Genomic DNA, 23,314 nt, shown 5'->3' with positions numbered 1-23,314 from the left:
CCACAGCCGGACGGCGCGCGTTCGCGTCCCGTCCCCCGCCCGGTCACGCCGTCTCCGTAGCGTGCCGGCATGCACTCCCCCGTCCGCGTGGTCGCGGTGATCCCGGCCCGCGCCGGCTCCAAAGGAATCCCCGGCAAGAACCTGACGCCGGTCGCCGGACGCAGCCTGGTCGCGCGTGCCGTTCACGCGGCCGTCGCCGCGGAACTCGTCGACGCGGTCTACGTCAGCACCGATGGGGCCGCGATCGCAGCTGCCGCCGTCCAGGCCGGAGCGGAGACGATCGAGCGGCCCGCTGCGCTGTCGGGAGACGAGGCCTCCTCGGAAGCCGCCCTGCTGCATGCTCTCGACACGCTCGCCGAGCGCGGGGTGCGCCCGGAGGTGCTCCTCTTCATGCAGGCGACGTCCCCGTTCGTCGACCCGGCCGATCTCGACGCGGCCGTGTCGCGGGTGCTCTCCGGTGGCGCCGACGTGGTCTTCGCGGCGACCGCCTCGCACGCGTTCCTCTGGCGGGTGGCGCCTGACGGCACGGCTGCAGCAGTCAACCACGATGCGACGGTTCGTCCCCGCCGCCAGGACCGTGCAGCCGAATACCGCGAGACCGGCGCCTTCTACGCGCTGCGCGCCGACGGGTTCCGCGCAGCCGGGCACCGCTTCTACGGGCGCATCGAGCTCGCCGAGGTCGACCCGCGGGGCGCGATCGACATCGACGACCCGGCCGACCTCGTCGCCGCCGAGGCCGTCGCTCCGCTTTTGGACGTATCGCTGCAGGCTGACCCGCTGCTGGATGACGCCGTGGCGATCGACGTGGACGCCGTGGTCACCGACTTCGACGGCGTCCACACGGACGACCGGGCGACCGTCAGCACCGACGGCACGGAGAGCGTGGTCGTGAACCGGCGCGACGGGATGGGCGTTCGCCTGCTCCGGGAGGCCGGCGTGCCCCTGCTGATCCTCTCGACCGAGACCAATCCCGTCGTCGCCGCCCGCGCGGCGAAGCTGCGGGTCGACGTGCTCCACGGCATCGACGACAAGGCCGCGGCGCTGCGGGCCTGGTCGGAGACGACCGGCATCCCGCTCGACCGCGTCGCCTACCTCGGCAACGACGTCAACGACCTCGGCGCACTCGGAGCGGTCGGCTGGCCCATCGCCGTCGCAGACGCCCATCCCGCCGTGCTCGCCGCAGCCCGCCACGTCCTCGCCCGCCGCGGCGGGGACGGCGCCGTGCGCGAGCTCGCAGACCTCGTCCTCACCCAACGGAACGGAGCATCATGACCGTGCACATCGGCCGCTCGCACATCGGCGACGGCAACCCCGCCTACCTGATCGGCGAGATCGGGCTCAACCACAACGGCGACGTCGAGATCGCCAAGCAGCTCATCGATGTGGCCGCCGACGCCGGCATGCAGGCGGTGAAGTTCCAGAAGCGCACCCCGGAGATCTCCACCCCCGAGCACATGAAGGCCGTGCCGCGTAGCACGCCGTGGGGCGACATGACCTACCTCGAGTACCGCTACCGGGTCGAGTTCGACCGCGACCAGTACATCGAGGTGGGCGACTACGCGACCATGCGCGGCCTGGACTGGTTCGCCTCCCCGTGGGACGAGCCCGCAGTCGAGTTCCTCGAAGATCTCAACGTCGTGGCGTACAAGATCGCGTCCGCGTCGGTGACCGACCTCGGGCTCCTGTCCGCCGTCGCCGGCACCGGAAAGCCGGTGATCCTGTCGACCGGGATGTCGACTCTGGAGCATGTCGACCGCGCCGTCGAGACCCTCGGAACCGACCGGCTCGTCATCCTGCACGCGACCTCCACCTACCCGCTGCCGGCCGAGGAGGCCAACCTCCGGACGATCGGGACTCTGGCGGCGCGCTACCCCGGCGTGCCGATCGGGTACTCCGGTCACGAGCCCGGGCTACAGATCTCGCTGGCCGCGATCGCCCTCGGTGCAACGGCCGTCGAACGGCACATCACCCTCGACCGGACGATGTGGGGCTCCGATCACGCGGCGTCTCTCGAGCCGCACGGCGTGCAGACCCTCGCCCGCGACATCCGGATCATCGAGACCGCGCTCGGCGACGGCGTGAAGCGCGTCTTCCCCGGCGAGCTGGCCCCGCTGTCGAAGCTGCGCCGGGTGGGTGCGTGAGGTGACCCGGCGCGTCCTGGGCGTCGTCGACACGGACTCGTTCGCCAAGTGGGGCGCCCACCTGCTCTCCGCCGCGCCTGCGGAGTGGCAGCTCGACCTCGTGACGATCGCGACGCCGACGGCCGCCAGCCCCGAGCAGCTGCGCTCGGCGTTCCACGGCATCGATCGACGCCTCGCCGCGGTGGCCGCCGACCCGCCGGCCGCCGTCACCGTCGACGCCGTCGTCGAGGCGGTGCGAGCCGATCCGCCGGATGCCGTGCTCGTCGCCACCCTCGGCCCGGTCGCGGAACTGCTCATCGATCAGCTCCACCGGCGGGTGCGACGACGGCCGGTCATCATCACCGGGCTCCCCGGGATCTCGTACCCGGCGAAGTGGAAGGGGCTCTTCCTGCGCGCCCGGGCCGATGTCTTCGTCCTCCACAGCCGCCGCGAGGTGCGGGAGTACGCCGCATTGGCCGAGGAGGGAGGAGTCGCCCCGCACTTCGCGCTCGCGACGCTGCCCTTCCTCCGGGCGGACCGCGGCGCCGCAGACCGCGGCGCCGCCGAGCGGGGCGCCGCCGAGTCGTCGAGTGCGACCCGCCGCGACGCGATCGTCTTCGCGGCTCAGCCCAGCGTCCCGGCCACCGAGGAGGACCGCCGTGCGCTGGTCGGCTGGCTGTCCGACACCGCCGTCGCGCATCCGGAGTGGCGCGTCGTCATCAAGACGCGTGCGGTGCGGGGCGAGCAGCAGACGCACCGCGAGGCCTTCCCGTACGCCGAACTGCTCCCGCCGAGCGCACCCGCCAACCTGACGGTGGAGACGGGTCCGATGGACGCGCACCTCGACCGTGCCGTCGCCCTCGTCACCGTCAGCTCGACCGCGATGATCGAGGCCCTGGGGCGCGGCGTCCCCGCCTTGACCCTCACCGACTTCGGGGTCTCCCGCGGCCTCATCAACGAGGTCTTCGTCGGCAGCGGCACAGAGGGTTCGTCGGAGGACCTGATCGCCGGGCGTTTCGGCACGGTGCGAGCGGACTGGCGCGACGACAACTACTTCCATCCCCGCGCCGACGACGACTGGGCCGAACGCACCGAGACCTTGATGACTGCGCGCGACGCCGGCCTCCTCCTCGACCGTCCGGCCGTCCGCCGGAGCCGGGGAGGGGCACTCCGGCGCGCGTGGGAGCGCAAGATCGCACTCGGGCCCTTCGACCGCAGCCTTCTGGGCGGCGTCGCGCTGGCCATCGGCCTCCCGATCCGGTCGTCGAAGCGTGTCGTCCGACGGATCCGCCGCCTCAGAGCGAGCGCATCGCCCGTGTCTGCTCCGCCCGCAGGGACAGCTGCGCCGGTTCGGGGTAGCCGACCTCCAGCAGGGTCAGACCGCGCGCCGGCATCACTTTGAACGCGTTCGTACGGCGCTGCCCGTCGCGGAGGTCGACGAGGTCGCCCGGTTCGAGCTTCCCTTCGCCCACTTCGACGCAACCGCCCACGAGCGCCCGCACCATGCTGTGGCAGAACGCATCGGCGACCACATGCCCCACGAGGACCCCGTCGTCCTCGCGCCGCCACGAGAAGGCCTGCAGGGTGCGGATCGTCGTCGCGCCCTCGCGCGCCTTGCAATAGCTCGCGAAGTCATGGAGCCCGAGCAACCCGTGGGCGGCCATGTCCATCCGCGTCTCGTCGAGCTCCGACGACACCCAGGCGATCCGGTGCCGCTGCAACGGGTCGCGGAACGACGTGCGGTCGGCGACCCGGTACTCGTAGCGGCGCCACACGGCCGAGAACCGGGCGTCGAAGCCGGGCAGCGCCTCCGTCGCGCGCGTCACGATCACATCCGCCACCGGACCGAGCACGCCGTTCAGGCGGCGGGCCAACGCCTCGTGGGGGGCGAGAGGCGGACGCTTCCCGTGCGGCTTCCGCAAGAGGGCGACCTGGTCCGGCGCGAGATCGACGTGCGCGACCTGGCCCATCGCATGGACTCCGGCATCGGTACGACCGGCGACCGTGAGGGAGGGAGCCGTCCCTGCCCGGCGGAAGATCGTCGCCAGCGCCTCCTCGAGAACCCCTTGGACGGTCCGGAGGCCGGGCTGCCGGCCCCACCCGTTGAACTCGGTGCCCTGATAGGCGATGTCGAGCCTGAAGCGCGTCACCAGGTCGGTCATCCTTCGATTCTAAGGAGCCGACCGGCCACGCGGCGCGCCCGCCCGCATGAGCCGACTGTCAGGCGCGATTGCTATCGTGGGCGCTTCCGTGCCTGCACCGGCACGGACTCACCCGCACCCGCCTCTCGACCGCCTCTGTGATCGCCTTGCCTCTCCTCACCGTCCAGCCCGCCGTGGTCGTCCAGCCCACAGCGGCGCCCGTCTCCGGCCGTTCCGGTTCGGCCCCGGTCCGCTATGCCGGACTGGACGGCCTGCGCGCGTTCGCGGTCGCCGTGGTGCTCGTCTACCACCTGTTCCCCGGTGTGCTGCCCGGCGGATTCATCGGCGTCGACGTGTTCTTCGTGATCAGCGGCTTCCTGATCACGAGCCTGCTGGTGCGCGAACGGCGCGGGAGCGGGCGCATCGATCTGCGACGGTTCTGGATCCGGAGAGCCAGGCGACTCCTCCCCGCCATCGCCGTGCTCGTCATCGTGTGCTCGAGCGTCGCCCTGGTCCTCGGCGGCGACGTGCTGGTCGGTCTCCCGCGGCAGATCCTCGGCGCCTTCACCTTCAGCGCCAACTGGCTCTCGATCGCGGCGGACTCCAGCTACTTCGCGCAAGGCGCGCCGGAACTCTTCCGCAATCTCTGGTCGCTCGCGGTCGAAGAGCAGTTCTACCTGGTCTGGCCGCTGATCCTGCTCGCACTCGCGTTCCTCCGCCCGTGGTGGGCGCGATTCGCCATCGTCCTGGCCTCCGCCGCCGCGTCGGCCATCTGGATGGCCGTCCTCTACGTCCCCGGCGAGGACCCGACGCGGGTCTACTTCGGCTCGGACACCCACAGCTTCGGCCTGGCTCTCGGAGCGGCCCTCGCCCTCCTCGCGGTGCGGATGCGTCCCCTGGATCTCGACGCCGGCGAGAGCGCGCTCCAGGCGTTCGTGCGGCGCGCTCTTCCCTCCCTCGGCGCTCTCGCCGTCCTGGGCCTGGTCGTGTGCGCCTACGCCATGGACGCCGACGCCGCCTTCACCTATCGCGGCGGCCTCGTGGTCGTCAGCCTGCTCAGCGCCGTCGCGATCTGGGCGGCGATCGTCCCCCGCTCCTCCCTCGGCCGCACCCTCGACCTGGGACCGTTGCGCTTCATCGGCGCCCGGTCGTACGGACTCTACCTCTGGCACTGGCCGGTGTTCGTCCTCGCCTGCGCGTTCGTCCCGGACGAGAACGAACCGGTCGCCGCCCTCCTCGTGGGCGCCGGCTCCCTCGCGGTCACCGCGGCGGCGGCGTTCCTGTCGTACCGCTATCTGGAACAGCCGATCCGCACGCACGGACTCCTGGGCGCGCTGCGCCGTGCCCGCGTCCGGATGCGCGCCTCGCAGCCTCTCCGCATCGCCGGGATCACGGGCGCGACGATCGCCGGGCTTCTCACCGCCGCGACCGTGGCCGCGATGATCGTGGCCCCTGTTGCGACCGGTGCCCAGCGGCTCATCGAACAGGGGGCCGCCTCGCTGAACGGCTCCGCGCAGGGCGGCACACCCACGGCGCCTCCGTCGTCTTCGTCACCGCTGCGCATCCCGCCCGACCCGCACCCGATCGCCACGGGCCCCGACATCTCGGCCTTCGGCGACTCGGTGATGCTCGCCTCCGCGCCCGCGCTTCAGGAGACCTACCCCGGCATCGCCGTCGACGCGGTGGTCTCCCGGCAGATGAGCAAGGCGCCGGAGATGATCGCCGGGGCGGTCGCCGCCGGCGGGCTGCGCGACGTCGTGGTCCTCGGCCTCGGCACCAACGGCTCGATCTCGCGCGACACGCTCGAGGGCGTGCTGGATGCGATCGGTCCACGGCGGCAGCTCGTGCTCGTGAACGTCCAGGCGCCGCGCAGCTGGACGGACGGGGTCAACGGCACGCTCGACGCCTTCGCGACCGCCCATCCCGGCCGCGTCGTCGTCGCCGACTGGAAGCGGACGATCTCCGGGCATCTCGACCTGCTCGCCGACGACCAGATCCATCCCGGGCATCGTGGAGGACTCCTCTACGCGCAAGCGCTCGGCGATGCTCTGCACACCCTCGCCGAGCACTCCACGGTCCGGCCCGCGAACCCGTGGGACCAGGCCGGCCCGCGCCCTCAGTAGGCCCGGACCAGACCCGTCTCCCGCGTCGCCGTCTCGAAGCCGAGGCGCGTGTAGAGGCCGAGTGCGCCCGTCGGATTCTCCGCGTCCACGTCGAGGGTGACCTTCTCCCAGCCGTAACCGACACAGGCGGCGAGTGTCGCGGAGAGGAGCGCGGGTGCGATCCGGCGGCCTCGGTGAGCGCGGACCGTGCCGAGGGCCGCCACGTACGCGCCCGTGAAGCCCTGGCTCGTCCAGTCCTCCTCGTTGACCTGGCTCAGGACGAACCCGGCGACCTCGACGCCCTCGTCCCCCGGCGCGAGCGCGACGAACGACAGGTCTGCACGGAACGTCCCGTCGAGGAACGCCTCCCACTGCTCGTCGCTCATGGGCTGACTGCCCCAGTGGTCGGCGAAGGAGGCGTCACGAGCCCGGTGCACCGCCTCCGACAGATCGGGCGTGTATGGCTGGATGCGCACGCCCTCCGCCGGCTCCACCGTCGGCACGGGCTGCGCGAGATCGCGCTCGAGACCGAGGAAGTAGCGGACAGGTTCGAGGCCGCCCGCCCGCAGCAGCTGCTCCCGCCGCGGCGCTCGCTCGTCCGCGTATCCGACCAACCACCCCGGGAGACGCTCGCTCGAGTCGGCCAGCTTCTGCTCGCCGCGCGAGATCTGCCAGGCGAGCAGCTCTCGCCCGATCCCCCGCCCCGCGAAGTCCGGGTGGACGCCGCCGTTCAAGAACTCGCGCACCAGCGTCTGCTTCCTCGGAGGTTCGACCACGAGCCCCACCGCCGCGAGGCGGCCGTCCTCCGCCACGCCGACCAGCGAATCCCGCTTGAGGTCGACGAAGCTGTAACCGAGGTCTTCGGCGACCTCCTCGCGCGTGGTGATGTAGTTCGGGTGATCGAGGGCGTCGATCGCCTTCATGACCTCCCAGACCGCGTCGACGTCGTCGAGCGTCGCCGGGCGCCAGCGGGCGATCAGGGGATGCCGCGGCGAATACGTCGGCGGAGCGGACACGCGTTCGCTCAGCGGAGGCAGGGACTGCTCGTTCTGCTGCATTCCGTCAGCCTACAAAGCGGAAGACCCCGCCTCCCAGAGGGATGCGGGGTCTTCCGTACAGGATGCGAGAGACTTACGCCTTCTCGGCCTCCGCCTCGGCGGTGGTGTCCTCGGCGCTGACCTCGGCGTCGCCGGTCGTCTCCTCGACGACCTCGGCCTCAGCGGCCGCGGTCTCCTCGGCGGCGGCGTCAGCCGCGGTCTCCTCGACCGGGGCCTCCTCCTCGGCCGGAGCGGCCTTGGGAGCAGCGGTCTTCGCAGCCTTGGCCGGCTTCGCCTTGGGGGTGACGGGCTCGAGCACGAGCTCGATCTGCGCCATGGGCGCGTTGTCACCCTTGCGGTAACCGAGCTTCGTGATGCGGGTGTAGCCGCCCTCACGCTCGGCGACCAGCGGCGCGATCTCGGTGAAGAGCTCGTGGACCACGGACTTGTCGCCGATCACGGCGAGCACGCGACGACGCGCGTGCAGGTCGCCGCGCTTCGCGAACGTGATGAGACGCTCGGCGTAGGGACGCAGGCGCTTGGCCTTGGTCTCGGTGGTCTTGATGCTCTTGTGCGTGAACAGCGCGGCAGCCAGGTTGGCGAGCATGAGGCGCTCGTGCGCGGGACCGCCTCCGAGGCGGGGGCCCTTGGTGGGCTTAGGCATGATCGGTTATCTCCAGTTGTGAAAAGTCGAAAGGCTTGTCGGGAACGACGAGGCCTCAGATGGTGGTCTCGTCCTCTTCGTACCCGCTGTAGAAGTGGGCACCGTCGAACCCGGGAACCGAGTCCTTCAGCGACAGGCCCATCTCCGTCAGCTTGTCCTTGACCTCATCCACCGACTTCTGACCGAAGTTGCGGATGTTCATGAGCTGCGTCTCCGACAGCGAGACCAGCTCGCTCACGGTGTTGATGCCCTCGCGCTTGAGGCAGTTGTACGAACGGACCGACAGGTCGAGGTCCTCGATCGGCATGGAGAGCTCGGAGCTGAGGACCTGGTCGACCGGCGCGGGGCCGATCTCGATGCCCTCGGCGGCGCTGTTGAGCTCGCGCGCCAGACCGAACAGCTCGACCAGCGTGCGGCCGGCCGATGCGATCGCGTCGCGCGGGGTGATCGCGGGCTTGCTCTCGACGTCGACCACGAGGCGGTCGAAGTCGGTGCGCTCGCCGGCGCGGGTGGCCTCGACGCGGTAGGTGACCTTCAGGACCGGGGAGTAGATCGAGTCGATCGGGATCTGGCCCGCCTCGCTGTACTCGTTGCGGTTCTGCTGGGCCGACACGTAGCCGCGGCCGCGCTCGATGGTGAGCTCGACCTCGAACTTCGCCTTGTCGTTGAGTGTCGCGATGACCAGCTCGGGGTTGTGGATCTCCACGCCCGCCGGAGCCGAGATGTCGGCCGCGGTGACCTGACCGGCGCCCGTCTTGCGGAGGTAGGCGGTGATCGGCTCGTCGTGCTCGCTCGACACCACGAGACCCTTGATGTTCAGGATGATCTCGGTGACGTCTTCCTTCACACCCGGGACGGTGCTGAACTCGTGCAGCACACCGTCGATGCGGATGCTGGTGACAGCGGCACCGGGGATGGACGACAGCAGGGTGCGGCGAAGCGAGTTGCCGAGGGTGTAGCCGAAGCCGGGCTCCAGGGGCTCGATGACGAACCGCGAACGGAACTCGGAGATGTTCTCTTCGGTGAGCGTAGGACGCTGTGCAATGAGCACTGTTGATTCCTTTCGGCTAAGTGTCCGCTATATGACACTTGCGTTGAGTGAGGTGGGGTTCGTCACGCCGACAGGCGGCGGCCCGGGTGGACCGCCGCCTGACGGGCGACGTGAAGAGAACTAGACGCGGCGACGCTTGGGCGGGCGGCAACCGTTGTGCGCCTGCGGGGTGACGTCGTTGATCGAGCCCACCTCGAGGCCAGCGGCCTGGAGCGAGCGGATCGCCGTCTCGCGTCCCGAGCCCGGGCCCTTGACGAAGACGTCGACCTTCTTCATCCCGTGCTCCTGCGCCTGGCGGGCGGCCGACTCGGCTGCCAGCTGCGCGGCGAACGGGGTCGACTTGCGCGAGCCCTTGAACCCGACGCCGCCGGACGAGGCCCAGCTGATGACCGCACCGGTGGTGTCGGTGATCGAGACGATCGTGTTGTTGAACGTGCTCTTGATGTGGGCCTGGCCCACAGCGATGTTCTTCTTTTCCTTTTTGCGCGGCTTGCGAGCGGCCGACTTGGGTGCTGCCATTTTTTCTCCTGAATCCTAAGAGCTTCGGGCCGCGGGCCTTAGCGCGCCTTCTTCTTGCCGGCCACGGTGCGCTTCGGGCCCTTGCGGGTACGAGCGTTCGTCTTGGTGCGCTGGCCGCGGACCGGGAGGCCCTTGCGGTGGCGGATACCCTCGTAGCTGCCGATCTCGACCTTGCGGCGGATGTCGGCGGCGACCTCGCGGCGGAGATCGCCCTCGACCTTGAAGTTGCCCTCGATGTAGTCGCGGAGTGCGACGAGCTGCTCGTCGGTCAGGTCCTTGACGCGGATGTCGCCCGAGATCTCGGTCTCGGCGAGCGTCTTGAGCGCACGCGTGCGCCCGACGCCGTAGATGTAGGTGAGTGCGACCTCCACGCGCTTCTCGCGCGGGATGTCGACGCCTGCTAGACGTGCCATGTGTTGGCTTCTCCTGTGATGAGTGGAGGTCTGCAGCGATCCCGGTGCCCCGGCCTCCTCCGAGGGTGTCCCCCGCGCCGCCGTGCGGCGCAGGATCTGGGATCGCCTGTGTTCATTCTTCAGTTATGGGCACTGCTCGACTGCGCGAGCTGCGATCAACCCTGGCGCTGCTTGTGGCGCGGGTTCTCGCAGATGACCATGACCCGTCCGTTACGACGGATGACCTTGCACTTGTCGCAGATCTTCTTGACGGAAGGCTTGACCTTCATAGTGTTTCTTTACCTTTGTTCGCTGTCCTCGTACCTCACCAGGGGCTACCCGATGGTGGGGCCGTTACTTACAGCAGACCTTTACTTGTAGCGGTAGACGATCCGGCCGCGGGTCAGATCGTAGGGGCTCAGCTCCACGATCACGCGGTCCTCGGGGAGGATACGGATGTAGTGCTGACGCATCTTGCCGGAGATGTGGGCAAGAACCTTGTGGCCGTTGGTCAGCTCAACACGGAACATCGCGTTGGGCAGCGCTTCGACAACAGATCCTTCGATCTCGATGACACCGTCTTTTTTGGCCATAGCCTCACTGTCGCTAAAAGTAGTGGTTTGCTGGTCGTGCGTTGAATGGAGTCAGGCATGCAAAAAACGTGCCCAAGACACCAAGGATCAATCTTATGGGATGTTCACCCGATTCGCCAACTCTGGGCTATCATCTGCACCCGCTGAGAGCGAACGCATCCTAGGCGAGAGGCGTCGGCGTGATGCCGAACGGCGCGAGCCCTGCTGCGCCGCCGTCCGAGGCGGTGAGCACCCAGATGCCCCCGGCGTGCACGGCGACGCTGTGCTCCCAGTGCGCGGCGGCCGAGCCGTCCTCCGTCGCGACGGTCCAGCCGTCGTCCTTCACGTAGGTCTCCTGGTCGCCGAGCACCACCATGGGCTCGATCGCGACGACCAGTCCCGGCCTGACCTCGGGGCCCTTCGCGCGCACCCGGTAGTTGAACACCGGCGGCTCCTCGTGCATGCGCCGCCCGATGCCGTGTCCGATGTAGTCGGTGAGGATGCCGTAGTCGCCCTGCGACATGATGTAGTCCTCGACCGCCTCGCCGACCTCGTTCAAGTGGCGCGCACTCGCCAGACGGGCGATGCCGTGCCAGAGGGACTGCTCGGTCACGTCGGAGAGCGTCTGCCGCTGGGCGACGACCTCCGGGCGCGCAGGGTCCGGAACCACGAACGTCCGTGCCGAGTCGCCGTTCCACCCGTCGAGGATGGCACCGCTGTCGATCGACACGATGTCACCGGGCTGCAGCACGCGCGCCCCCGGGATGCCGTGGACGATCTCGTCGTTGACGGAGGCGCAGATCGTGTGGTGGTAGCCCTGTTCGAGCTTGAAGTTGGGTTTGCCGCCGGCCGCCTCGATGGCCTGCTCGGCGACGGCGTCCAGCTCGAGGGTGGTCACGCCTGCCGCGACGACCCCGGCGACGGCGTCCAGAGACGCGGACGTCGCCCGGCCCGGCGCCACCATCAGGCGGAGCTGGGCGGGCGACTTGTAGATCGACCGCTTGAAGACCATCGGAACGCTACGCGACCGACTCGCCGGCGGTGCCGACGACCGGCTCGATGCCGCGCGCCGCGAGAGCCGTGCGCACGCGCTCGGCGACCTCGTCGATCTCGCCCAGCCCGTCGACCTCGATCAAGAGGCCGCGCTGGCTGTACACGTCGACCAGCGGGGACGTCTCACGCAGGTAGACGTCCTGGCGGTGCCGGATCGCCTCCTCGGAGTCGTCGGCGCGTCCCTGCTCGAGTGCCCGCTTTGTCAGACGGGCGACGATCTCGTCCTGGTCTGCGACGAGCTGGATGACCGCGTCGAGCTTCTGCCCCTGCGCCGCGAGCATCTCGTCCAGGTAGTCGACCTGGGCCAGCGTCCGCGGGTATCCGTCGAGGAGGAATCCGTTCGCCGCGTCGTCCTCGGCCAGCCGGTCGGTGACCAGCTGGTTCGTGAGGCTGTCCGGAACGTAGTCGCCCGCGTCGACGATGGCCTTGACCTGCTTGCCGAGCGGCGTCTCGTTCTTGATGTTCGCTCGGAAGATGTCGCCCGTCGAGATGTCGGGGATCCCGTACACGGTGGTGATGCGGGAGGCCTGAGTGCCCTTGCCCGCTCCGGGAGGTCCGACGATCAGTAGACGGGTCAACGCAGAAGCCCTTCGTAGTGTCGCTGCTGCAGTTGCGAGTCGATCTGCTTGACCGTCTCCAGACCGACACCGACGATGATCAGGATGGACGTGCCGCCGAACATGAAGTTCTGACTCGCCCCGATCAGCGCGAATGCGGCGAGCGGTATCAGTGCGATCAGACCCAGGTAGATCGAGCCGGGCAGCGTCACGCGGGTGAGCACGTAGTCGAGGTACTCGGCGGTCGGACGCCCGGCACGGATGCCGGGGATGAAGCCGCCGTACTTCTTCATGTTGTCCGCGACCTCCTCAGGGTTGAAGGTGATCGCCACGTAGAAGTACGTGAAGCCCACGATGAGGAGGAAGTACAGGAGCATGTAGAGCGGGTGATCGCCCTTGGTCAGGTAGTTCGTGATCCAGGTGACCCAGGGCGCCGGTGCCTTGCCCGCGGCCGGCTGATTGAACTGCGCGATCAGGGCGGGCAGATACAGCAGCGACGACGCGAAGATGACGGGCACGACGCCGGCCATGTTCACCTTGATCGGGATGTACGTGTTGTTGCCGCCGTACGTCCGCCTGCCGACCATGCGTTTCGCGTACTGGACGGGAATGCGCCGCTGCGACTGTTCGACGAACACGACGGCCATCACGATCAGGAGCCCGATCGCGAGCACGACCAGCAGGATCTCGACGCCCTGCGACTGGGCGATCGCCCAGAGCGAGTTCGGGAACTGCGCGGCGATCGAGGTGAAGATGAGGAGCGACATGCCGTTGCCGATGCCGCGCTCGGTGACGAGCTCGCCCATCCACATGATGAGGCCGGTGCCGGCGGTCATGGTGATGACCATGAGCATGATCGCGTACCACGAGTCGTCCGTGATGAGCTGGGTGCACTGCGACACGGCGGTGGTGCCGAAGAGTGCGCCGGAGCGGGCGACGGTGATGAGGGTGGTCGACTGGAGGACGCCCAGCGCGATCGTGAGGTAGCGCGTGTACTGCGTCAGCTTGGCCTGACCGGCCTGACCCTCCTTGTAGAGGGTCTCGAAGCGCGGGATGACCACGCGCAGGAGCTGCACGATGATCGACGCGGTGATGTACGGCATGATGCCGAGCGCGAAGACCGAGAGTTGGAGGAGCGCACCACCGGAGAACAGGTTCACCAGCGAGTAGAGACCCGAGGTGTCCTGGTTCGCGTTCAGGCAGGTCTGCACGTTGCCGAAGTCGACGAACGGCGCGGGGATGAACGATCCCAGCCGGAACAGGGCGATGATGCCCAAGGTGAAAGCGATCTTCCGGCGGAGGTCCGGGGTGCGGAAGATCCGCGCGACGGCGCTAAACAAAGTGCGTCCTGCTTCCTGTAAGAGTCAGTCGGGTGGCCGATCTCCCGGCCACCCGACTGCGCTGCTTTACGGGTGGTTACTTGATGGAGCCACCAGCGGCGACGATCTTCTGCTCAGCAGAGCCGGAGACCTTGTCGACCGCAACGTTCAGCTTAACCGCAATGTCCCCGTTACCGAGAACCTTGACCTTCTCGTTCTTGCGGACCGCACCCTTCGCGACCAGGTCGGCGACGGTGACGTCACCGCCCGACGGGTAGAGCTCGGCGAGCTTCTCCAGGTTCACGACCTGGTACTCGACGCGGAACGGGTTCTTGAAACCGCGCAGCTTCGGCGTCCGCATGTGGAACGGAAGCTGGCCACCCTGGAATCCGGGGCGGACCTGGTAGCGGGCCTTCGTACCCTTGGTACCGCGACCGGCCGTCTTACCCTTGGAACCTTCACCGCGTCCGACGCGGGTCTTGTCCTTCTTGGATCCGGCTGCCGGGCGGAGGTGGTGCACCTTCAGGACCTGCTCGCGGGGGGCCGCGACATCCTTCTTGGGCACGGCCTTCTTCGCGGCGGGCTTGGCGGCGACGGTGTCGTCGCTCGTGGCGGCAGCGGCCTTGTCGGCAGCGGCCTTCGCCGGAGCCTTGGCCGGAGCCTTCTTCGCGGCGGCCGGCTTGTCGGCGGCAGCCTTGGTGGTCGCGGCCTTGGTGGTCGCGGGCTTCTTGGCGGCCGGCTTCTCGGCAGCCTCGTTCTTCGGCTTGTCGTCAGCCATTAGTCAATCTCCTCGACCTTCACCAGGTGAGCGACGGTGTTGACGTAACCGCGGTTCTGCGAGTTGTCCTCGCGAACCACGACGTCACCGATGCGCTTCAGTCCCAGACTGCGCAGCGTGTCGCGCTGGTACTGCTTCTCGCTCACTTTCGACTTGATCTGCGTGATCTTCAGACGCGCAGCCATCAGGCACCTGCCTTCGCGGTAGCGGCGGCCTCAGCCGCACGGGCCTCGATCTGCAGCAGCTTCTCGGGCGCGACACGGTCGTAGTCCAGACCACGACGCGCGGCGACCGCACGCGGCTCTTCGAGCTGCTTGAGGGCCTCCACCGTCGCGTGGACGATGTTGATCGTGTTCGACGAGCCGAGCGACTTGCTGAGAACGTCGTGGATTCCGGCGCACTCCAGGACGGCGCGGACCGGACCACCGGCGATGACACCGGTACCGGCGGCGGCCGGACGGAGGAGGACCACACCAGCGGCGGCCTCACCCTGCACGGGGTGCGGGATGGTGCTGCCGACGCGCGGGACGCGGAAGAAGTTCTTCTTCGCCTCCTCGACACCCTTCGAGATCGCGAGCGGAACCTCGCGAGCCTTGCCGTAGCCGACGCCGACCAGACCGTTCCCGTCGCCGACGACGACGAGAGCGGTGAAGCTGAAGCGACGACCACCCTTGACGACCTTCGACACGCGGTTGATGGTCACAACGCGCTCCAGGAACTGGCTCTTGTCCGCGTCGCGGCTCCCGCGGTCGCGGTTCGGGTTGCGCTCCCGGCCACCTCGACGAGGCTCACGCTCGTTCGAGTTCTTGGTCGAGGCTGCGGTCTCGACCGGCTGCGCGGTCTCCACGGCCTGCTCTGCCACGGTCTGCTCCTTGTTGTTTTCGTCGCTCACAGGTTCAATCCACCCTCTCGAGCTCCCTCGGCGACAGCCGCGACGCGACCCGCGTACTTGCTGCCACCACGGTCGAACACGACGGCCTCGACACCGGCGCTCTTCGCGCGCTCGGCGACGAGCTCACCGACCTTGCGGGCCTTGGCGGTCTTGTCGCCGTCGAAGCCGCGCAGGTCCTGCTCCATGGTCGACGCGGACGCGAGGGTGTGACCCTGCGCGTCGTCGACGATCTGGACGAAGACGTGGCGAGCGGAACGCGTCACGACCAGGCGCGGACGAGCCGCGGTACCCTCGATCTTCTTGCGAAGGCGGGTGTGACGACGGTCGCGAGCGGCCGCCTTGCTCTTTCCTCTGGTACCCAGAGCCATGATTACTTACCAGCCTTTCCGGCCTTGCGACGCACGACCTCGCCGGCGTAGCGCACACCCTTGCCCTTGTAGGGCTCGGGCTTGCGGATCTTGCGGATGTTGGCGGCGACCTCACCGACGGCCTGCTTGTCGATGCCGGCCACGGTGAGCTTGTTGTTGCCCTCGACCGTGAACGTGATGCCGACCGGCGGCTCGACCGTCACCGGGTGCGAGAAGCCGAGCGCGAACTCGACCGCCGCACCCTTCTGCGCGACGCGGTAGCCGGTGCCGACGATCTCGAGGCCCTTGGAGTAACCCTCGGTGACGCCGATGATGTTGTTGTTGATCAGGGTGCGGGTCAGGCCGTGGAGCGAACGCGAAGCGCGCTCGTCGTCCGGACGGGTGACCAGGACCTGGCCCTCCTCGAGCTTGACCTCGATCGGGGTGGCGACGGTGAGGCTGAGCTCGCCCTTCGGCCCCTTGACGGTGACGGCCTGGCCGTCGATCTTCACATCAACGCCCGCGGGGACGTCGATGGGCAGTCTTCCAATACGCGACATGGCGGGTTACCACACGTAGGCGAGGACTTCCCCACCCACGCCCTTCTTCTCAGCCTCGCGGTCCGTCAGAAGGCCGGAGGAGGTGGACAGGATGGCGACGCCGAGCCCGCCGAGCACCTTGGGGAGCTCAGTGGACTTCGCGTAGACGCGAAGGCCGGGCTTCGAGACGCGCTTGATACCGGCGATGGAACGCTCGCGGTTCGGGCCGAACTTGAGCTGCAGGGTCAGGGTCTTGCCGACGCGGGCGTCAGCGATGTCCCAGCCGGAGATGTAGCCCTCGGTGGTGAGGATCTCGGCGATGTGGGCCTTGAGCTTCGAGTGCGGCATCGACACGGTGTCGTGGTGAGCCGAGTTCGCGTTGCGCAGTCTGGTCAGCATGTCTGCGACCGGATCTGTCATTGTCATTGCGGTTTTCCTTCGTACACCAGGTTTCGTTCAGCCGTTACACGACTGACGACCTGTGGTGGAAGTGGGCCGGCCGGGACGGCCGGCCCACAAAGAGACAAGGCTACTAGCTTTTCGCTAGTTCGCCGTCTCGGCCGAACGGAAGGGGAAGCCGAGCTGCTTCAGAAGCGCGCGACCCTCCTCGTCGTTCTTGGCGGTGGTCACGACCGTGATGTCCATACCGCGGACGCGGTCGATCCGGTCCTGGTTGATCTCGTGGAACATCGACTGCTCCGTGAGACCGAACGTGTAGTTGCCGTTGCCGTCGAACTGCTTGTCCGAGAGACCGCGGAAGTCGCGGATACGGGGCAGGGCGAGCGAGAGCAGACGGTCCAGGAACTCCCACATGCGGTCGCCGCGCAGCGTTACGTGCGCGCCGATCGGCTGACCCTCGCGCAGCTTGAACTGCGCGATGGACTTGCGGGCCTTGGTGACCTGAGGCTTCTGGCCGGTGATGAGGGTGAGGTCTGCGACCGCACCATCGATGACCTTGCCGTCACGAGCCGCCTCGCCGACACCCATGTTGACGACGATCTTCACCAGACCGGGCACCTGGTGCACGTTGGTGAAACCGAAGTCGCCGAGCAGCTGCTTGGAGATCTCGTTCTTGTACTTCTGCTTCAGGCGCGGCTGGATTTTGCCAGCAGCGGTTGCAGTGTCCGTCATTACAGGTCCTTACCAGACTTCTTGGCGTAACGGACGCGGACCGTCTTGGTGACGCCGTCCTTCGTTACGGTCTCGGTGCGGAAGCCGACGCGGGTCGGCTTCTTGGTCTCGGGGTCGACCAGCGCCACGTTCGAGACGTGGATCGAGGCCTCGTGGGTCTCGATGCCGCCGGTCTTCGTGCCACGCTGCGTCTGGCCGACGCGCACGTGCTTGGTGACGAAGTTGACGCCCTCGACGATCACGCGGTTCTTCTCGACCAGGACCTCGATGACACGACCCTGCTTGCCGCGGTCGCCACCGCGGGCCTGCGAACGGCCCGTGATGACCTCGACGAGGTCGCCCTTCTTGATGTTCGCCATGGCTTACAGCACCTCCGGAGCGAGCGAGATGATCTTCATGAACTTCTTGTCGCGGAGTTCGCGACCGACCGGTCCGAAGATGCGGGTTCCACGGGGGTCGCCGTCGTTCTTCAGAATGACGGCGGCGTTCTCGTCGAACTTGATGTAGGAGCCGTCCGGACGGCGGGTGTTCTTCCGCACGCGGACGACGACCGCCTTGACGACGTCGCCCTTCTTGACGTTGCCGCCGGGGATCGCGTCCTTGACCGTGGCGACGATGACGTCACCCAGGCCGGCGTAGCGACGGCTCGAACCGCCGAGAACACGGATGGTGAGGAGCTCCTTGGCACCCGTGTTGTCGGCGACCTTGAGTCGGGATTCCTGCTGAATCACTTGGCCTTCTCCAGAATCTCAACCAGGCGCCACCGCTTGCTGGCGCTCAGGGGGCGGGTCTCGTTGATGAGGACCAGGTCGCCGATGCCGGCGGAGTTGTTCTCATCGTGCGCCTTCACCTTGGAGGTGCGGCGGAGGACCTTGCCGTACAGGGGGTGCTTCACGCGGTCTTCGACCTCGACGGTGATGGTCTTGTCCATCTTGTCGCTGGTGACGTAACCACGGCGGGCCTTGCGGTACCCGCGGACGAGGGCCTCGTCGGCCACCGTCTCCTCGGCCTTGGCGGCCTTGGCGGACTCAGCCATTACTTGGCCTCCTCAGTCTCGTTCTCGGCGGTGTCGGCGGCCACGGGGGCCTCCTTCTTCGCCTTCGCTGTGCTCTTCTTGGTGGCCTTCGCGTCAGCGACCTCGGCCGGAGCCGGGGTGGCGCGGATGCCGAGCTCGCGCTCGCGGATGACCGTGTAGATGCGAGCGATGTCGCGCTTCACGGCACGCAGGCGGCCGTGGCTCTCGAGCTGTCCGGTCGCCGACTGGAAGCGCAGGTTGAACAGCTCTTCCTTGGCCTTCTTCAGCTCGTCGACGAGACGCTCGTCTTCGAAAGTGTCGAGCTCGCTCGAGGCGAGCTCCTTGGAACCGATCGCCATTACGCGTCGCCCTCCTCGCGCTTGATGATGCGTGCCTTGAGGGGCAGCTTGTGAATTGCACGGGTCATCGCCTCACGGGCGAGGTCCTCGGGAACACCCGAGACCTCGAACAGGACGCGGCCCGGCTTGACGTTCGCGACCCACCACTCGGGCGAACCCTTACCGGAACCCATTCGGGTCTCGGCCGGCTTCTTGGTGAGCGGACGGTCGGGGTAGATGTTGATCCACACCTTGCCGCCGCGCTTGATGTGACGCGTCATGGCGATACGAGCGGACTCGATCTGACGGTTGGTCACATAAGCGGGCGTCAGGGCCTGGATGCCGAACTCGCCGAAGGAGACCTTCGTGCCACCGGTCGCCTGGCCGCTACGGCCGGGGTGGTGCTGCTTGCGGTGCTTGACTCTACGTGGGATCAACATGGTTATGCCTCAACTCCTGCTGCGGCCGGCGCGGTCTCCGTGGCGGGAGCGTTGCTCCGGCCACCGCGACGCGGACGGTCGTTGCGCTCGCGCGACGGCTTGGCGTTCGCCTGCTCGCGAGCGAGTTCCTTGTTCGTGATGTCGCCCTTGTAGATCCACACCTTGACACCGATGCGACCGAAGGTGGTCTTGGCCTCGTAGAAGCCGTAGTCGATGTTGGCGCGGAGCGTGTGCAGCGGCACACGACCCTCGCGGTAGAACTCGGAGCGGCTCATCTCGGCGCCACCGAGACGGCCCGACACCTGGATGCGGACGCCCTTGGCGCCGGCGCGCTGAGCACCCTGCAGGCCCTTGCGCATCGCGCGGCGGAAGGCCACGCGGGCGGCGAGCTGCTCGGCGATGCCCTGAGCGACGAGCTGAGCGTCGGCCTCGGGGTTCTTGACCTCGAGGATGTTCAGCTGGATCTGCTTGCCCGAGAGCTTCTCGAGGTCGGCGCGGATGCGCTCGGCCTCGGCGCCACGACGACCGATCACGATGCCCGGACGGGCGGTGTGGATGTCGACGCGGACGCGGTCGCGGGTGCGCTCGATCTCGATGCGGGACACGCCGGCGCGGTCGAGCGACGTCTTCAGCAGCGTGCGGATCTTGACGTCCTCAGCAAGGTAGTCGCTGTAACGCTGACCCTTCTTGGTGCTGTCGGAGAACCAACGCGACACGTGGTCGGTGGTGATTCCCAGACGGAAGCCGTACGGGTTGACTTTCTGACCCATTAGTTGCTCGCCTTCTTCGTAGCCTTGGCGTCCTCGACCTCATCCGGCGTCGCGAGGACGATCGTGATGTGGCTGGTGCGCTTGTTGATGCGGAAGGCCCGACCCTGTGCTCGCGGCTGGAACCGCTTGAGGGTGGTGCCCTCGTCCACGAAGGCGCGGCTCACGTAGAGGTCCTGCTCGTCCAGGTAGGTGTTCGACTGGTCGGCCTTGACCCGCGCGTTGGCGATAGCCGAGGCGACCAGCTTGTACACCGGCTCGCTCGCGCTCTGCGGCGCGAACTTCAGGATGGCCAGGGCCTCCTGAGCCTGCTTGCCGCGGATCAGGTTGACGACGCGGCGGGCCTTCATGGGGGTGACGCGGATGTGTCGCACGCGTGCGATCGACTCCACCATTTCTCTCCTCCTTTTCGCCTCCGCGTTAGCGGCGGCGACCCTTCTTGTCGTCCTTCACGTGACCGCGGAAGGTACGAGTCGGCGCGAACTCGCCGAGCTTGTGACCGACCATGGTCTCGGTGACGAACACCGGGATGTGCTTGCGACCGTCGTGCACCGCGATGGTGTGACCCAGCATGGCCGGGACGATCATCGAGCGGCGCGACCAGGTCTTGATCACGTTCTTGCTGTTGGCCTCGTTCGCGGCGACCACCTTGCGAAACAGGTGCTCGTCGACGAAGGGGCCCTTCTTGAGACTGCGTGGCATCTTCTCGAACTCCTACTTGCGCTTCTTGCCGGCGTTGCGGCGGCGAACGATGAGCTTGTCGCTCTCCTTGTTGGGGTGACGCGTGCGGCCTTCCTTCTGGCCCCACGGGCTGACCGGGTGGCGACCACCGGAGGTCTTGCCCTCACCACCACCGTGCGGGTGGTCGATCGGGTTCATCGCGACACCACGGACGGTCGGGCGGACGCCCTTCCAGCGCATGCGGCCGGCCTTGCCCCAGTTGATGTTCGACTGCTCGGCGTTGCCGACCTCGCCGATGGTCGCGCGGCAGCGCGCATCGACGTTGCGGACCTCGCCCGAGGGGAGGCGCAGCTGGGCGTAGGGGCCGTCCTTGGCGACGAGGCGCACGGAGGCACCCGCCGAACGGGCCATCTTCGCGCCGCCGCCCGGCTTCAGCTCGATCGCGTGGATGACCGTACCGGTGGGGATGTTGCGAAGGGGCATGTTGTTGCCCGGCTTGATGTCCGAACCGGCGCCCGACTCGACGACGTCGCCCTGCTTCAGACCCTGCGGCGCCAGGATGTAGCGCTTGGTGCCGTCGAAGAAGTGCAGCAGTGCGATGCGAGCGGTGCGGTTGGGGTCGTACTCGATGTGAGCGACCTTGGCGTTCACGCCGTCCTTGTCATTGCGACGGAAGTCGATGACGCGGTACTGGCGCTTGTGGCCACCACCGATGTGACGGGTCGTGATGCGGCCCTGGTTGTTACGGCCACCGGTCTTCGACAGGGGACGGAGAAGGGACTTCTCCGGCGTCGAGCGGGTGATCTCGGCGAAGTCAGCGACCGAGGAGCCGCGGCGACCAGGGGTCGTGGGCTTGTAATTGCGAATAGCCATGTCTGTTTTCCTCTAGTCCTTCGCTCAGCCGACGGCCGTGAAGATGTCGATGGAACCGGACTTCAGCGTGACGATCGCACGCTTCGTGTCCTTGCGCTTGCCGAGACCGAACTTGGTGCGGCGGGTCTTGCCCTGACGGTTCAGGGTGTTGATCGACGCGACCTCGACCTTGAAGATCGACTCGATGGCGAGCTTGATCTCGGTCTTGTTCGAGCGCGGGTCGACGAGGAAGGTGTACTTGCCCTCGTCGATCAGGCCGTAGCTCTTCTCAGAGACGACCGGGGCGATGATGACGTCGCGCGGGTCCTTGTTCAGGGCGGCCATTACGCGTCCACCTCTTCCTTCTTCGGCGCCTTGGCGGCGATGAAGCCTTCGAGCGCGGCCTGGGTGAAGACGATGTCGTCGCTCACCAGCACGTCGTAGGCGTTCAGCTGGTCGTAGGTCAGCACGTGCACGTTGGCCACGTTGCGGACGCTCTTGAAGCCGTTGGCGTCATCGTGCTCGAGCACGACGAGGACGTGCTTCGAGGTCGCGATGCCGTCGAGCAGGTCGACGACGGCCTTGGTCGAGGGGGTCTCGCCGGCCGTGAGCGCCTGAACGGAGTGGAGGCGGCTGCCGCGGGCGCGGTCCGAGAGAGCACCGAGCAGAGCAGCGGCGATCATCTTCTTCGGGGTGCGCTGTGCGTAGCTGCGCGGGGTCGGTCCGTGGACGATGCCACCGCCGGTCATCTGAGGGGCGCGGATCGAGCCCTGACGAGCGCGACCGGTTCCCTTCTGCTTGAACGGCTTGCGGCCGGCGCCGGAGACCTCTCCACGGCTCTTCACCTTGTGGGTGCCCTGACGCGCTGCGGCGAGCTGAGCGGTGACCACCTGGTGGATCAGCGGGATGTTGGTCTGGACGTCGAACAGGGCCTCAGGGAGCTCGATGGAGCCGGCCTTCTTGCCGTTGAGGTCGAGGACGTCAATCGAGGTAGCCATGAACCTAGGCCCCCTTCACTGCGTTGCGGACGAAAACGATGCGGCCACGAGCACCGGGAACGGCGCCCTTGACCAGCAGCAGGCCCTTCTCGGCGTCGATCGCCTGAACCTTGAGGTTCAGGACGGTGACGCGCTCGCCACCCATACGACCGGCCATGCGCATGCCCTTGAAGACACGGCTCGGGGTCGAGGAGGCGCCGATGGAGCCCGGCTTGCGGTGGTTGCGGTGAGCACCGTGCGAAGCAGACACACCCTGGAAGTTGTGGCGCTTCATGACACCGGCGAAGCCCTTGCCCTTCGAGGTGCCGACGACGTCGACCAACTGGCCGGCCTCGAACGTGCCCTCGACGGTGAGCTCCTGGCCGGTGCTGTACTCGGCCGCGTCCGCGGTGCGGACCTCGGTCAGGTGACGGCGCGGCGTGACGCCCGCCTTGTCGAAGTGGCCGGCGGCCGGCTTCGTCACCTTGCGGGGGTCGATCTGGCCGTAGGCGATCTGGACGGCGTTGTAGCCGTCGGCCTCGGGGGTGCGGACCTGGGTCACGACGTTCGGCGTGATCTCGATGACGGTCACGGGGATGAGCTTGTTGTTCTCGTCCCAGACCTGGGTCATGCCGAGCTTCTTGCCGAGGAGGCCCTTGGAGGTCTTGGTATCGATGTTGGACATGGCACTCCCCCTTAGAGCTTGATCTCGATGTTGACGTCCGCCGGCAGGTCGAGACGCATGAGCGAGTCGACGGCCTTCGGGGTCGGGTCGATGATGTCGATCAGCCGCTTGTGCGTGCGCATCTCGAAGTGCTCACGGCTGTCCTTGTACTTGTGGGGCGAACGGATGACGCACACCACGTTCTTCTCGGTGGGAAGGGGCACCGGGCCGACGACGGTCGCGCCGGCACGGGTCACCGTGTCGACGATCTTGCGCGCCGAGGTGTCGATGACCTCGTGGTCATACGACTTAAGCCGAATGCGGATCTTCTGTCCCGCCATGTCTGACTCTCTCTCTTGTTATGGC

The 23,314-nt window shown here is 67.7% G+C and carries 35 protein-coding genes; 4 read left to right on the top strand and 31 right to left on the bottom strand.

The genetic code is table 11. From position 1 onward, the window contains the following. Positions 1–69: 69 nt before the first annotated feature. From ACFVU2_RS15860 to ACFVU2_RS15850, 3 genes are read left to right on the top strand one after another with little or no spacing between them, the layout of a single operon-like run. On the top strand, positions 70–1,272 hold the full coding sequence (locus ACFVU2_RS15860; protein ID WP_387876163.1) for a cytidylyltransferase domain-containing protein: 1,203 nt from the start codon (positions 70–72) through the stop codon (positions 1,270–1,272). Beyond that, on the top strand, positions 1,269–2,141 hold the full coding sequence (locus ACFVU2_RS15855) for an N-acetylneuraminate synthase family protein (RefSeq protein WP_387876160.1): 873 nt from the start codon (positions 1,269–1,271) through the stop codon (positions 2,139–2,141). The genes ACFVU2_RS15860 and ACFVU2_RS15855 overlap by 4 nt, the downstream gene beginning before the upstream one ends. Position 2,142: 1 nt before the next feature. Continuing rightward, the gene (locus tag ACFVU2_RS15850; protein WP_387876157.1) at positions 2,143–3,522 is read left to right on the top strand and encodes a DUF6716 putative glycosyltransferase; all 1,380 of its coding nucleotides are present in this window, start codon (positions 2,143–2,145) and stop codon (positions 3,520–3,522) included. Here ACFVU2_RS15850 and truA read toward each other — a convergent pair. After that, positions 3,416–4,282 (bottom strand): tRNA pseudouridine(38-40) synthase TruA, encoded by an 867-nt coding sequence (gene truA, locus ACFVU2_RS15845; RefSeq protein WP_387876154.1) that lies wholly within the window; start codon positions 4,280–4,282, stop codon positions 3,416–3,418. The two genes, ACFVU2_RS15850 and truA, sit on opposite strands and share 107 nt — an antisense overlap. 137 nt (positions 4,283–4,419) lie before the next feature. On the opposite strand from truA, the gene ACFVU2_RS15840 reads away from it, so the two are divergent. Further along, on the top strand, positions 4,420–6,384 hold the full coding sequence (locus ACFVU2_RS15840) for an acyltransferase family protein (protein ID WP_387876152.1): 1,965 nt from the start codon (positions 4,420–4,422) through the stop codon (positions 6,382–6,384). On the opposite strand, the gene ACFVU2_RS15835 is transcribed toward ACFVU2_RS15840, so the two are convergent. The 30 genes from ACFVU2_RS15835 to rpsJ form a co-directional block, all read right to left on the bottom strand. Further along, the gene (locus ACFVU2_RS15835) at positions 6,378–7,421 is read right to left on the bottom strand and encodes a GNAT family N-acetyltransferase (RefSeq protein ID WP_387876150.1); all 1,044 of its coding nucleotides are present in this window, start codon (positions 7,419–7,421) and stop codon (positions 6,378–6,380) included. The genes ACFVU2_RS15840 and ACFVU2_RS15835 overlap by 7 nt on opposite strands. Positions 7,422–7,494: 73 nt before the next feature. Further along, positions 7,495–8,064, bottom strand: coding sequence for a 50S ribosomal protein L17 (gene rplQ, locus ACFVU2_RS15830; protein WP_387876147.1), 570 nt, complete (start codon positions 8,062–8,064; stop codon positions 7,495–7,497). Positions 8,065–8,119: 55 nt separating this feature from the next. Continuing rightward, positions 8,120–9,115 carry a DNA-directed RNA polymerase subunit alpha gene (locus ACFVU2_RS15825; protein ID WP_025156617.1) on the bottom strand — a complete coding sequence of 332 codons (996 nt, stop codon included), beginning with the start codon at positions 9,113–9,115 and terminating at the stop codon, positions 8,120–8,122. Between the two features lie 120 nt (positions 9,116–9,235). After that, the gene (gene rpsK / locus ACFVU2_RS15820; RefSeq protein WP_018191944.1) at positions 9,236–9,634 is read right to left on the bottom strand and encodes a 30S ribosomal protein S11; all 399 of its coding nucleotides are present in this window, start codon (positions 9,632–9,634) and stop codon (positions 9,236–9,238) included. A 38-nt stretch (positions 9,635–9,672) separates the two neighbouring features. Further along, on the bottom strand, positions 9,673–10,047 hold the full coding sequence (gene rpsM, locus ACFVU2_RS15815; RefSeq protein ID WP_025156616.1) for a 30S ribosomal protein S13: 375 nt from the start codon (positions 10,045–10,047) through the stop codon (positions 9,673–9,675). Positions 10,048–10,202: 155 nt separating this feature from the next. After that, complete coding sequence (gene rpmJ, locus ACFVU2_RS15810; protein ID WP_021759549.1) at positions 10,203–10,316, bottom strand: 50S ribosomal protein L36; 114 nt, start codon at positions 10,314–10,316, stop codon at positions 10,203–10,205. A gap of 81 nt (positions 10,317–10,397) precedes the next feature. Next, positions 10,398–10,619: a translation initiation factor IF-1 gene (infA, locus tag ACFVU2_RS15805; protein ID WP_021759551.1), complete on the bottom strand. Its 222-nt coding sequence runs from the start codon at positions 10,617–10,619 to the stop codon at positions 10,398–10,400. A gap of 160 nt (positions 10,620–10,779) precedes the next feature. Continuing rightward, on the bottom strand, positions 10,780–11,610 hold the full coding sequence (gene map, locus ACFVU2_RS15800; RefSeq protein ID WP_387876142.1) for a type I methionyl aminopeptidase: 831 nt from the start codon (positions 11,608–11,610) through the stop codon (positions 10,780–10,782). 7 nt (positions 11,611–11,617) lie between these two features. Then, positions 11,618–12,229: an adenylate kinase gene (locus ACFVU2_RS15795; protein ID WP_387876139.1), complete on the bottom strand. Its 612-nt coding sequence runs from the start codon at positions 12,227–12,229 to the stop codon at positions 11,618–11,620. Continuing rightward, positions 12,226–13,548, bottom strand: coding sequence for a preprotein translocase subunit SecY (gene secY / locus ACFVU2_RS15790; RefSeq protein WP_387876137.1), 1,323 nt, complete (start codon positions 13,546–13,548; stop codon positions 12,226–12,228). Before secY ends, ACFVU2_RS15795 begins: the two co-directional genes overlap by 4 nt. A 76-nt stretch (positions 13,549–13,624) precedes the next feature. Further along, complete coding sequence (gene rplO / locus ACFVU2_RS15785; RefSeq protein ID WP_387876134.1) at positions 13,625–14,305, bottom strand: 50S ribosomal protein L15; 681 nt, start codon at positions 14,303–14,305, stop codon at positions 13,625–13,627. Further along, positions 14,305–14,490, bottom strand: a complete 186-nt coding sequence (gene rpmD, locus ACFVU2_RS15780; protein WP_271175700.1) for a 50S ribosomal protein L30 — start codon at positions 14,488–14,490, stop codon at positions 14,305–14,307. The genes rplO and rpmD overlap by 1 nt, the downstream gene beginning before the upstream one ends. Next, positions 14,490–15,197, bottom strand: coding sequence for a 30S ribosomal protein S5 (gene rpsE, locus ACFVU2_RS15775; protein ID WP_021759563.1), 708 nt, complete (start codon positions 15,195–15,197; stop codon positions 14,490–14,492). Before rpsE ends, rpmD begins: the two co-directional genes overlap by 1 nt. Next, complete coding sequence (gene rplR, locus ACFVU2_RS15770) at positions 15,194–15,565, bottom strand: 50S ribosomal protein L18 (protein WP_021759565.1); 372 nt, start codon at positions 15,563–15,565, stop codon at positions 15,194–15,196. Before rplR ends, rpsE begins: the two co-directional genes overlap by 4 nt. Before the next feature lie 2 nt (positions 15,566–15,567). Then, entirely contained in the window at positions 15,568–16,104 is a 537-nt protein-coding gene (gene rplF / locus ACFVU2_RS15765) for a 50S ribosomal protein L6 (RefSeq protein WP_387876130.1), read from the bottom strand. A 6-nt stretch (positions 16,105–16,110) separates the two neighbouring features. Further along, the gene (gene rpsH, locus ACFVU2_RS15760; RefSeq protein WP_021759569.1) at positions 16,111–16,509 is read right to left on the bottom strand and encodes a 30S ribosomal protein S8; all 399 of its coding nucleotides are present in this window, start codon (positions 16,507–16,509) and stop codon (positions 16,111–16,113) included. Between the two features lie 117 nt (positions 16,510–16,626). After that, complete coding sequence (gene rplE / locus ACFVU2_RS15755; RefSeq protein ID WP_387876128.1) at positions 16,627–17,214, bottom strand: 50S ribosomal protein L5; 588 nt, start codon at positions 17,212–17,214, stop codon at positions 16,627–16,629. Beyond that, entirely contained in the window at positions 17,214–17,573 is a 360-nt protein-coding gene (rplX, locus tag ACFVU2_RS15750) for a 50S ribosomal protein L24 (protein ID WP_021755778.1), read from the bottom strand. The genes rplE and rplX overlap by 1 nt, the downstream gene beginning before the upstream one ends. 3 nt (positions 17,574–17,576) lie before the next feature. Beyond that, positions 17,577–17,945: a 50S ribosomal protein L14 gene (gene rplN, locus ACFVU2_RS15745; protein WP_021759574.1), complete on the bottom strand. Its 369-nt coding sequence runs from the start codon at positions 17,943–17,945 to the stop codon at positions 17,577–17,579. Continuing rightward, positions 17,942–18,250: a 30S ribosomal protein S17 gene (gene rpsQ / locus ACFVU2_RS15740; protein ID WP_387876125.1), complete on the bottom strand. Its 309-nt coding sequence runs from the start codon at positions 18,248–18,250 to the stop codon at positions 17,942–17,944. Before rpsQ ends, rplN begins: the two co-directional genes overlap by 4 nt. Then, positions 18,250–18,588, bottom strand: coding sequence for a 50S ribosomal protein L29 (gene rpmC, locus ACFVU2_RS15735; protein ID WP_387876123.1), 339 nt, complete (start codon positions 18,586–18,588; stop codon positions 18,250–18,252). Before rpmC ends, rpsQ begins: the two co-directional genes overlap by 1 nt. Then, the gene (gene rplP / locus ACFVU2_RS15730; RefSeq protein ID WP_387876121.1) at positions 18,588–19,007 is read right to left on the bottom strand and encodes a 50S ribosomal protein L16; all 420 of its coding nucleotides are present in this window, start codon (positions 19,005–19,007) and stop codon (positions 18,588–18,590) included. The genes rpmC and rplP overlap by 1 nt, the downstream gene beginning before the upstream one ends. Positions 19,008–19,009: 2 nt before the next feature. Then, positions 19,010–19,777 (bottom strand): 30S ribosomal protein S3, encoded by a 768-nt coding sequence (rpsC, locus tag ACFVU2_RS15725; RefSeq protein WP_387876118.1) that lies wholly within the window; start codon positions 19,775–19,777, stop codon positions 19,010–19,012. After that, complete coding sequence (gene rplV, locus ACFVU2_RS15720) at positions 19,777–20,169, bottom strand: 50S ribosomal protein L22 (RefSeq protein WP_021759582.1); 393 nt, start codon at positions 20,167–20,169, stop codon at positions 19,777–19,779. Before rplV ends, rpsC begins: the two co-directional genes overlap by 1 nt. A 25-nt stretch (positions 20,170–20,194) precedes the next feature. Beyond that, a complete protein-coding gene (rpsS, locus tag ACFVU2_RS15715) occupies positions 20,195–20,476 on the bottom strand; it encodes a 30S ribosomal protein S19 (protein ID WP_018191964.1) in 282 nt (93 codons plus the stop codon). Positions 20,477–20,488: 12 nt separating this feature from the next. Next, positions 20,489–21,328 carry a 50S ribosomal protein L2 gene (gene rplB, locus ACFVU2_RS15710; protein ID WP_387876115.1) on the bottom strand — a complete coding sequence of 280 codons (840 nt, stop codon included), beginning with the start codon at positions 21,326–21,328 and terminating at the stop codon, positions 20,489–20,491. Positions 21,329–21,352: 24 nt separating this feature from the next. Next, on the bottom strand, positions 21,353–21,652 hold the full coding sequence (gene rplW / locus ACFVU2_RS15705) for a 50S ribosomal protein L23 (RefSeq protein ID WP_021759587.1): 300 nt from the start codon (positions 21,650–21,652) through the stop codon (positions 21,353–21,355). Next, positions 21,652–22,305 (bottom strand): 50S ribosomal protein L4, encoded by a 654-nt coding sequence (gene rplD / locus ACFVU2_RS15700; protein ID WP_387876113.1) that lies wholly within the window; start codon positions 22,303–22,305, stop codon positions 21,652–21,654. Before rplD ends, rplW begins: the two co-directional genes overlap by 1 nt. A gap of 4 nt (positions 22,306–22,309) precedes the next feature. Then, the gene (gene rplC, locus ACFVU2_RS15695) at positions 22,310–22,969 is read right to left on the bottom strand and encodes a 50S ribosomal protein L3 (protein WP_387876111.1); all 660 of its coding nucleotides are present in this window, start codon (positions 22,967–22,969) and stop codon (positions 22,310–22,312) included. Positions 22,970–22,980: 11 nt separating this feature from the next. Next, on the bottom strand, positions 22,981–23,289 hold the full coding sequence (rpsJ, locus tag ACFVU2_RS15690; protein WP_005050520.1) for a 30S ribosomal protein S10: 309 nt from the start codon (positions 23,287–23,289) through the stop codon (positions 22,981–22,983). Positions 23,290–23,314: the final 25 nt, after the last annotated feature.

Origin of the sequence: Leifsonia sp. NPDC058194 (genome assembly GCF_042883605.1) — a bacterium.
GTDB lineage: Bacteria > Actinomycetota > Actinomycetes > Actinomycetales > Microbacteriaceae > Leifsonia.
Note: the sequence above shows the minus strand (reverse complement) of the source record. Positions and strands in the feature narration are given on the sequence as shown.

What these genes read in the sequence shown, in the direction of transcription:
- ACFVU2_RS15860 (WP_387876163.1), top strand. Translation starts at nt 70, where the DNA reads ATGCACTCCCCCGTCCGCGTGGTCGCGGTGATCCCGGCCCGCGCCGGC.
- ACFVU2_RS15855 (WP_387876160.1), top strand. Translation starts at nt 1,269, where the DNA reads ATGACCGTGCACATCGGCCGCTCGCACATCGGCGACGGCAACCCCGCC.
- truA (WP_387876154.1), bottom strand. Translation starts at nt 4,282, where the DNA reads ATGACCGACCTGGTGACGCGCTTCAGGCTCGACATCGCCTATCAGGGC.
- ACFVU2_RS15835 (WP_387876150.1), bottom strand. Translation starts at nt 7,421, where the DNA reads ATGCAGCAGAACGAGCAGTCCCTGCCTCCGCTGAGCGAACGCGTGTCC.
- rplQ (WP_387876147.1), bottom strand. Translation starts at nt 8,064, where the DNA reads ATGCCTAAGCCCACCAAGGGCCCCCGCCTCGGAGGCGGTCCCGCGCAC.
- rpsK (WP_018191944.1), bottom strand. Translation starts at nt 9,634, where the DNA reads ATGGCAGCACCCAAGTCGGCCGCTCGCAAGCCGCGCAAAAAGGAAAAG.
- rpsM (WP_025156616.1), bottom strand. Translation starts at nt 10,047, where the DNA reads ATGGCACGTCTAGCAGGCGTCGACATCCCGCGCGAGAAGCGCGTGGAG.
- rpmJ (WP_021759549.1), bottom strand. Translation starts at nt 10,316, where the DNA reads ATGAAGGTCAAGCCTTCCGTCAAGAAGATCTGCGACAAGTGCAAGGTC.
- infA (WP_021759551.1), bottom strand. Translation starts at nt 10,619, where the DNA reads ATGGCCAAAAAAGACGGTGTCATCGAGATCGAAGGATCTGTTGTCGAA.
- map (WP_387876142.1), bottom strand. Translation starts at nt 11,610, where the DNA reads ATGGTCTTCAAGCGGTCGATCTACAAGTCGCCCGCCCAGCTCCGCCTG.
- rplO (WP_387876134.1), bottom strand. Translation starts at nt 14,305, where the DNA reads ATGGCTGACGACAAGCCGAAGAACGAGGCTGCCGAGAAGCCGGCCGCC.
- rpmD (WP_271175700.1), bottom strand. Translation starts at nt 14,490, where the DNA reads ATGGCTGCGCGTCTGAAGATCACGCAGATCAAGTCGAAAGTGAGCGAG.
- rplR (WP_021759565.1), bottom strand. Translation starts at nt 15,565, where the DNA reads ATGGCTCTGGGTACCAGAGGAAAGAGCAAGGCGGCCGCTCGCGACCGT.
- rplF (WP_387876130.1), bottom strand. Translation starts at nt 16,104, where the DNA reads ATGTCGCGTATTGGAAGACTGCCCATCGACGTCCCCGCGGGCGTTGAT.
- rpsH (WP_021759569.1), bottom strand. Translation starts at nt 16,509, where the DNA reads ATGACAATGACAGATCCGGTCGCAGACATGCTGACCAGACTGCGCAAC.
- rplE (WP_387876128.1), bottom strand. Translation starts at nt 17,214, where the DNA reads ATGACGGACACTGCAACCGCTGCTGGCAAAATCCAGCCGCGCCTGAAG.
- rplX (WP_021755778.1), bottom strand. Translation starts at nt 17,573, where the DNA reads ATGGCGAACATCAAGAAGGGCGACCTCGTCGAGGTCATCACGGGCCGT.
- rpsQ (WP_387876125.1), bottom strand. Translation starts at nt 18,250, where the DNA reads ATGGCTGAGTCCGCCAAGGCCGCCAAGGCCGAGGAGACGGTGGCCGAC.
- rpmC (WP_387876123.1), bottom strand. Translation starts at nt 18,588, where the DNA reads ATGGCGATCGGTTCCAAGGAGCTCGCCTCGAGCGAGCTCGACACTTTC.
- rplP (WP_387876121.1), bottom strand. Translation starts at nt 19,007, where the DNA reads ATGTTGATCCCACGTAGAGTCAAGCACCGCAAGCAGCACCACCCCGGC.
- rpsC (WP_387876118.1), bottom strand. Translation starts at nt 19,777, where the DNA reads ATGGGTCAGAAAGTCAACCCGTACGGCTTCCGTCTGGGAATCACCACC.
- rplV (WP_021759582.1), bottom strand. Translation starts at nt 20,169, where the DNA reads ATGGTGGAGTCGATCGCACGCGTGCGACACATCCGCGTCACCCCCATG.
- rpsS (WP_018191964.1), bottom strand. Translation starts at nt 20,476, where the DNA reads ATGCCACGCAGTCTCAAGAAGGGCCCCTTCGTCGACGAGCACCTGTTT.
- rplB (WP_387876115.1), bottom strand. Translation starts at nt 21,328, where the DNA reads ATGGCTATTCGCAATTACAAGCCCACGACCCCTGGTCGCCGCGGCTCC.
- rplW (WP_021759587.1), bottom strand. Translation starts at nt 21,652, where the DNA reads ATGGCCGCCCTGAACAAGGACCCGCGCGACGTCATCATCGCCCCGGTC.
- rplD (WP_387876113.1), bottom strand. Translation starts at nt 22,305, where the DNA reads ATGGCTACCTCGATTGACGTCCTCGACCTCAACGGCAAGAAGGCCGGC.
- rplC (WP_387876111.1), bottom strand. Translation starts at nt 22,969, where the DNA reads ATGTCCAACATCGATACCAAGACCTCCAAGGGCCTCCTCGGCAAGAAG.
- rpsJ (WP_005050520.1), bottom strand. Translation starts at nt 23,289, where the DNA reads ATGGCGGGACAGAAGATCCGCATTCGGCTTAAGTCGTATGACCACGAG.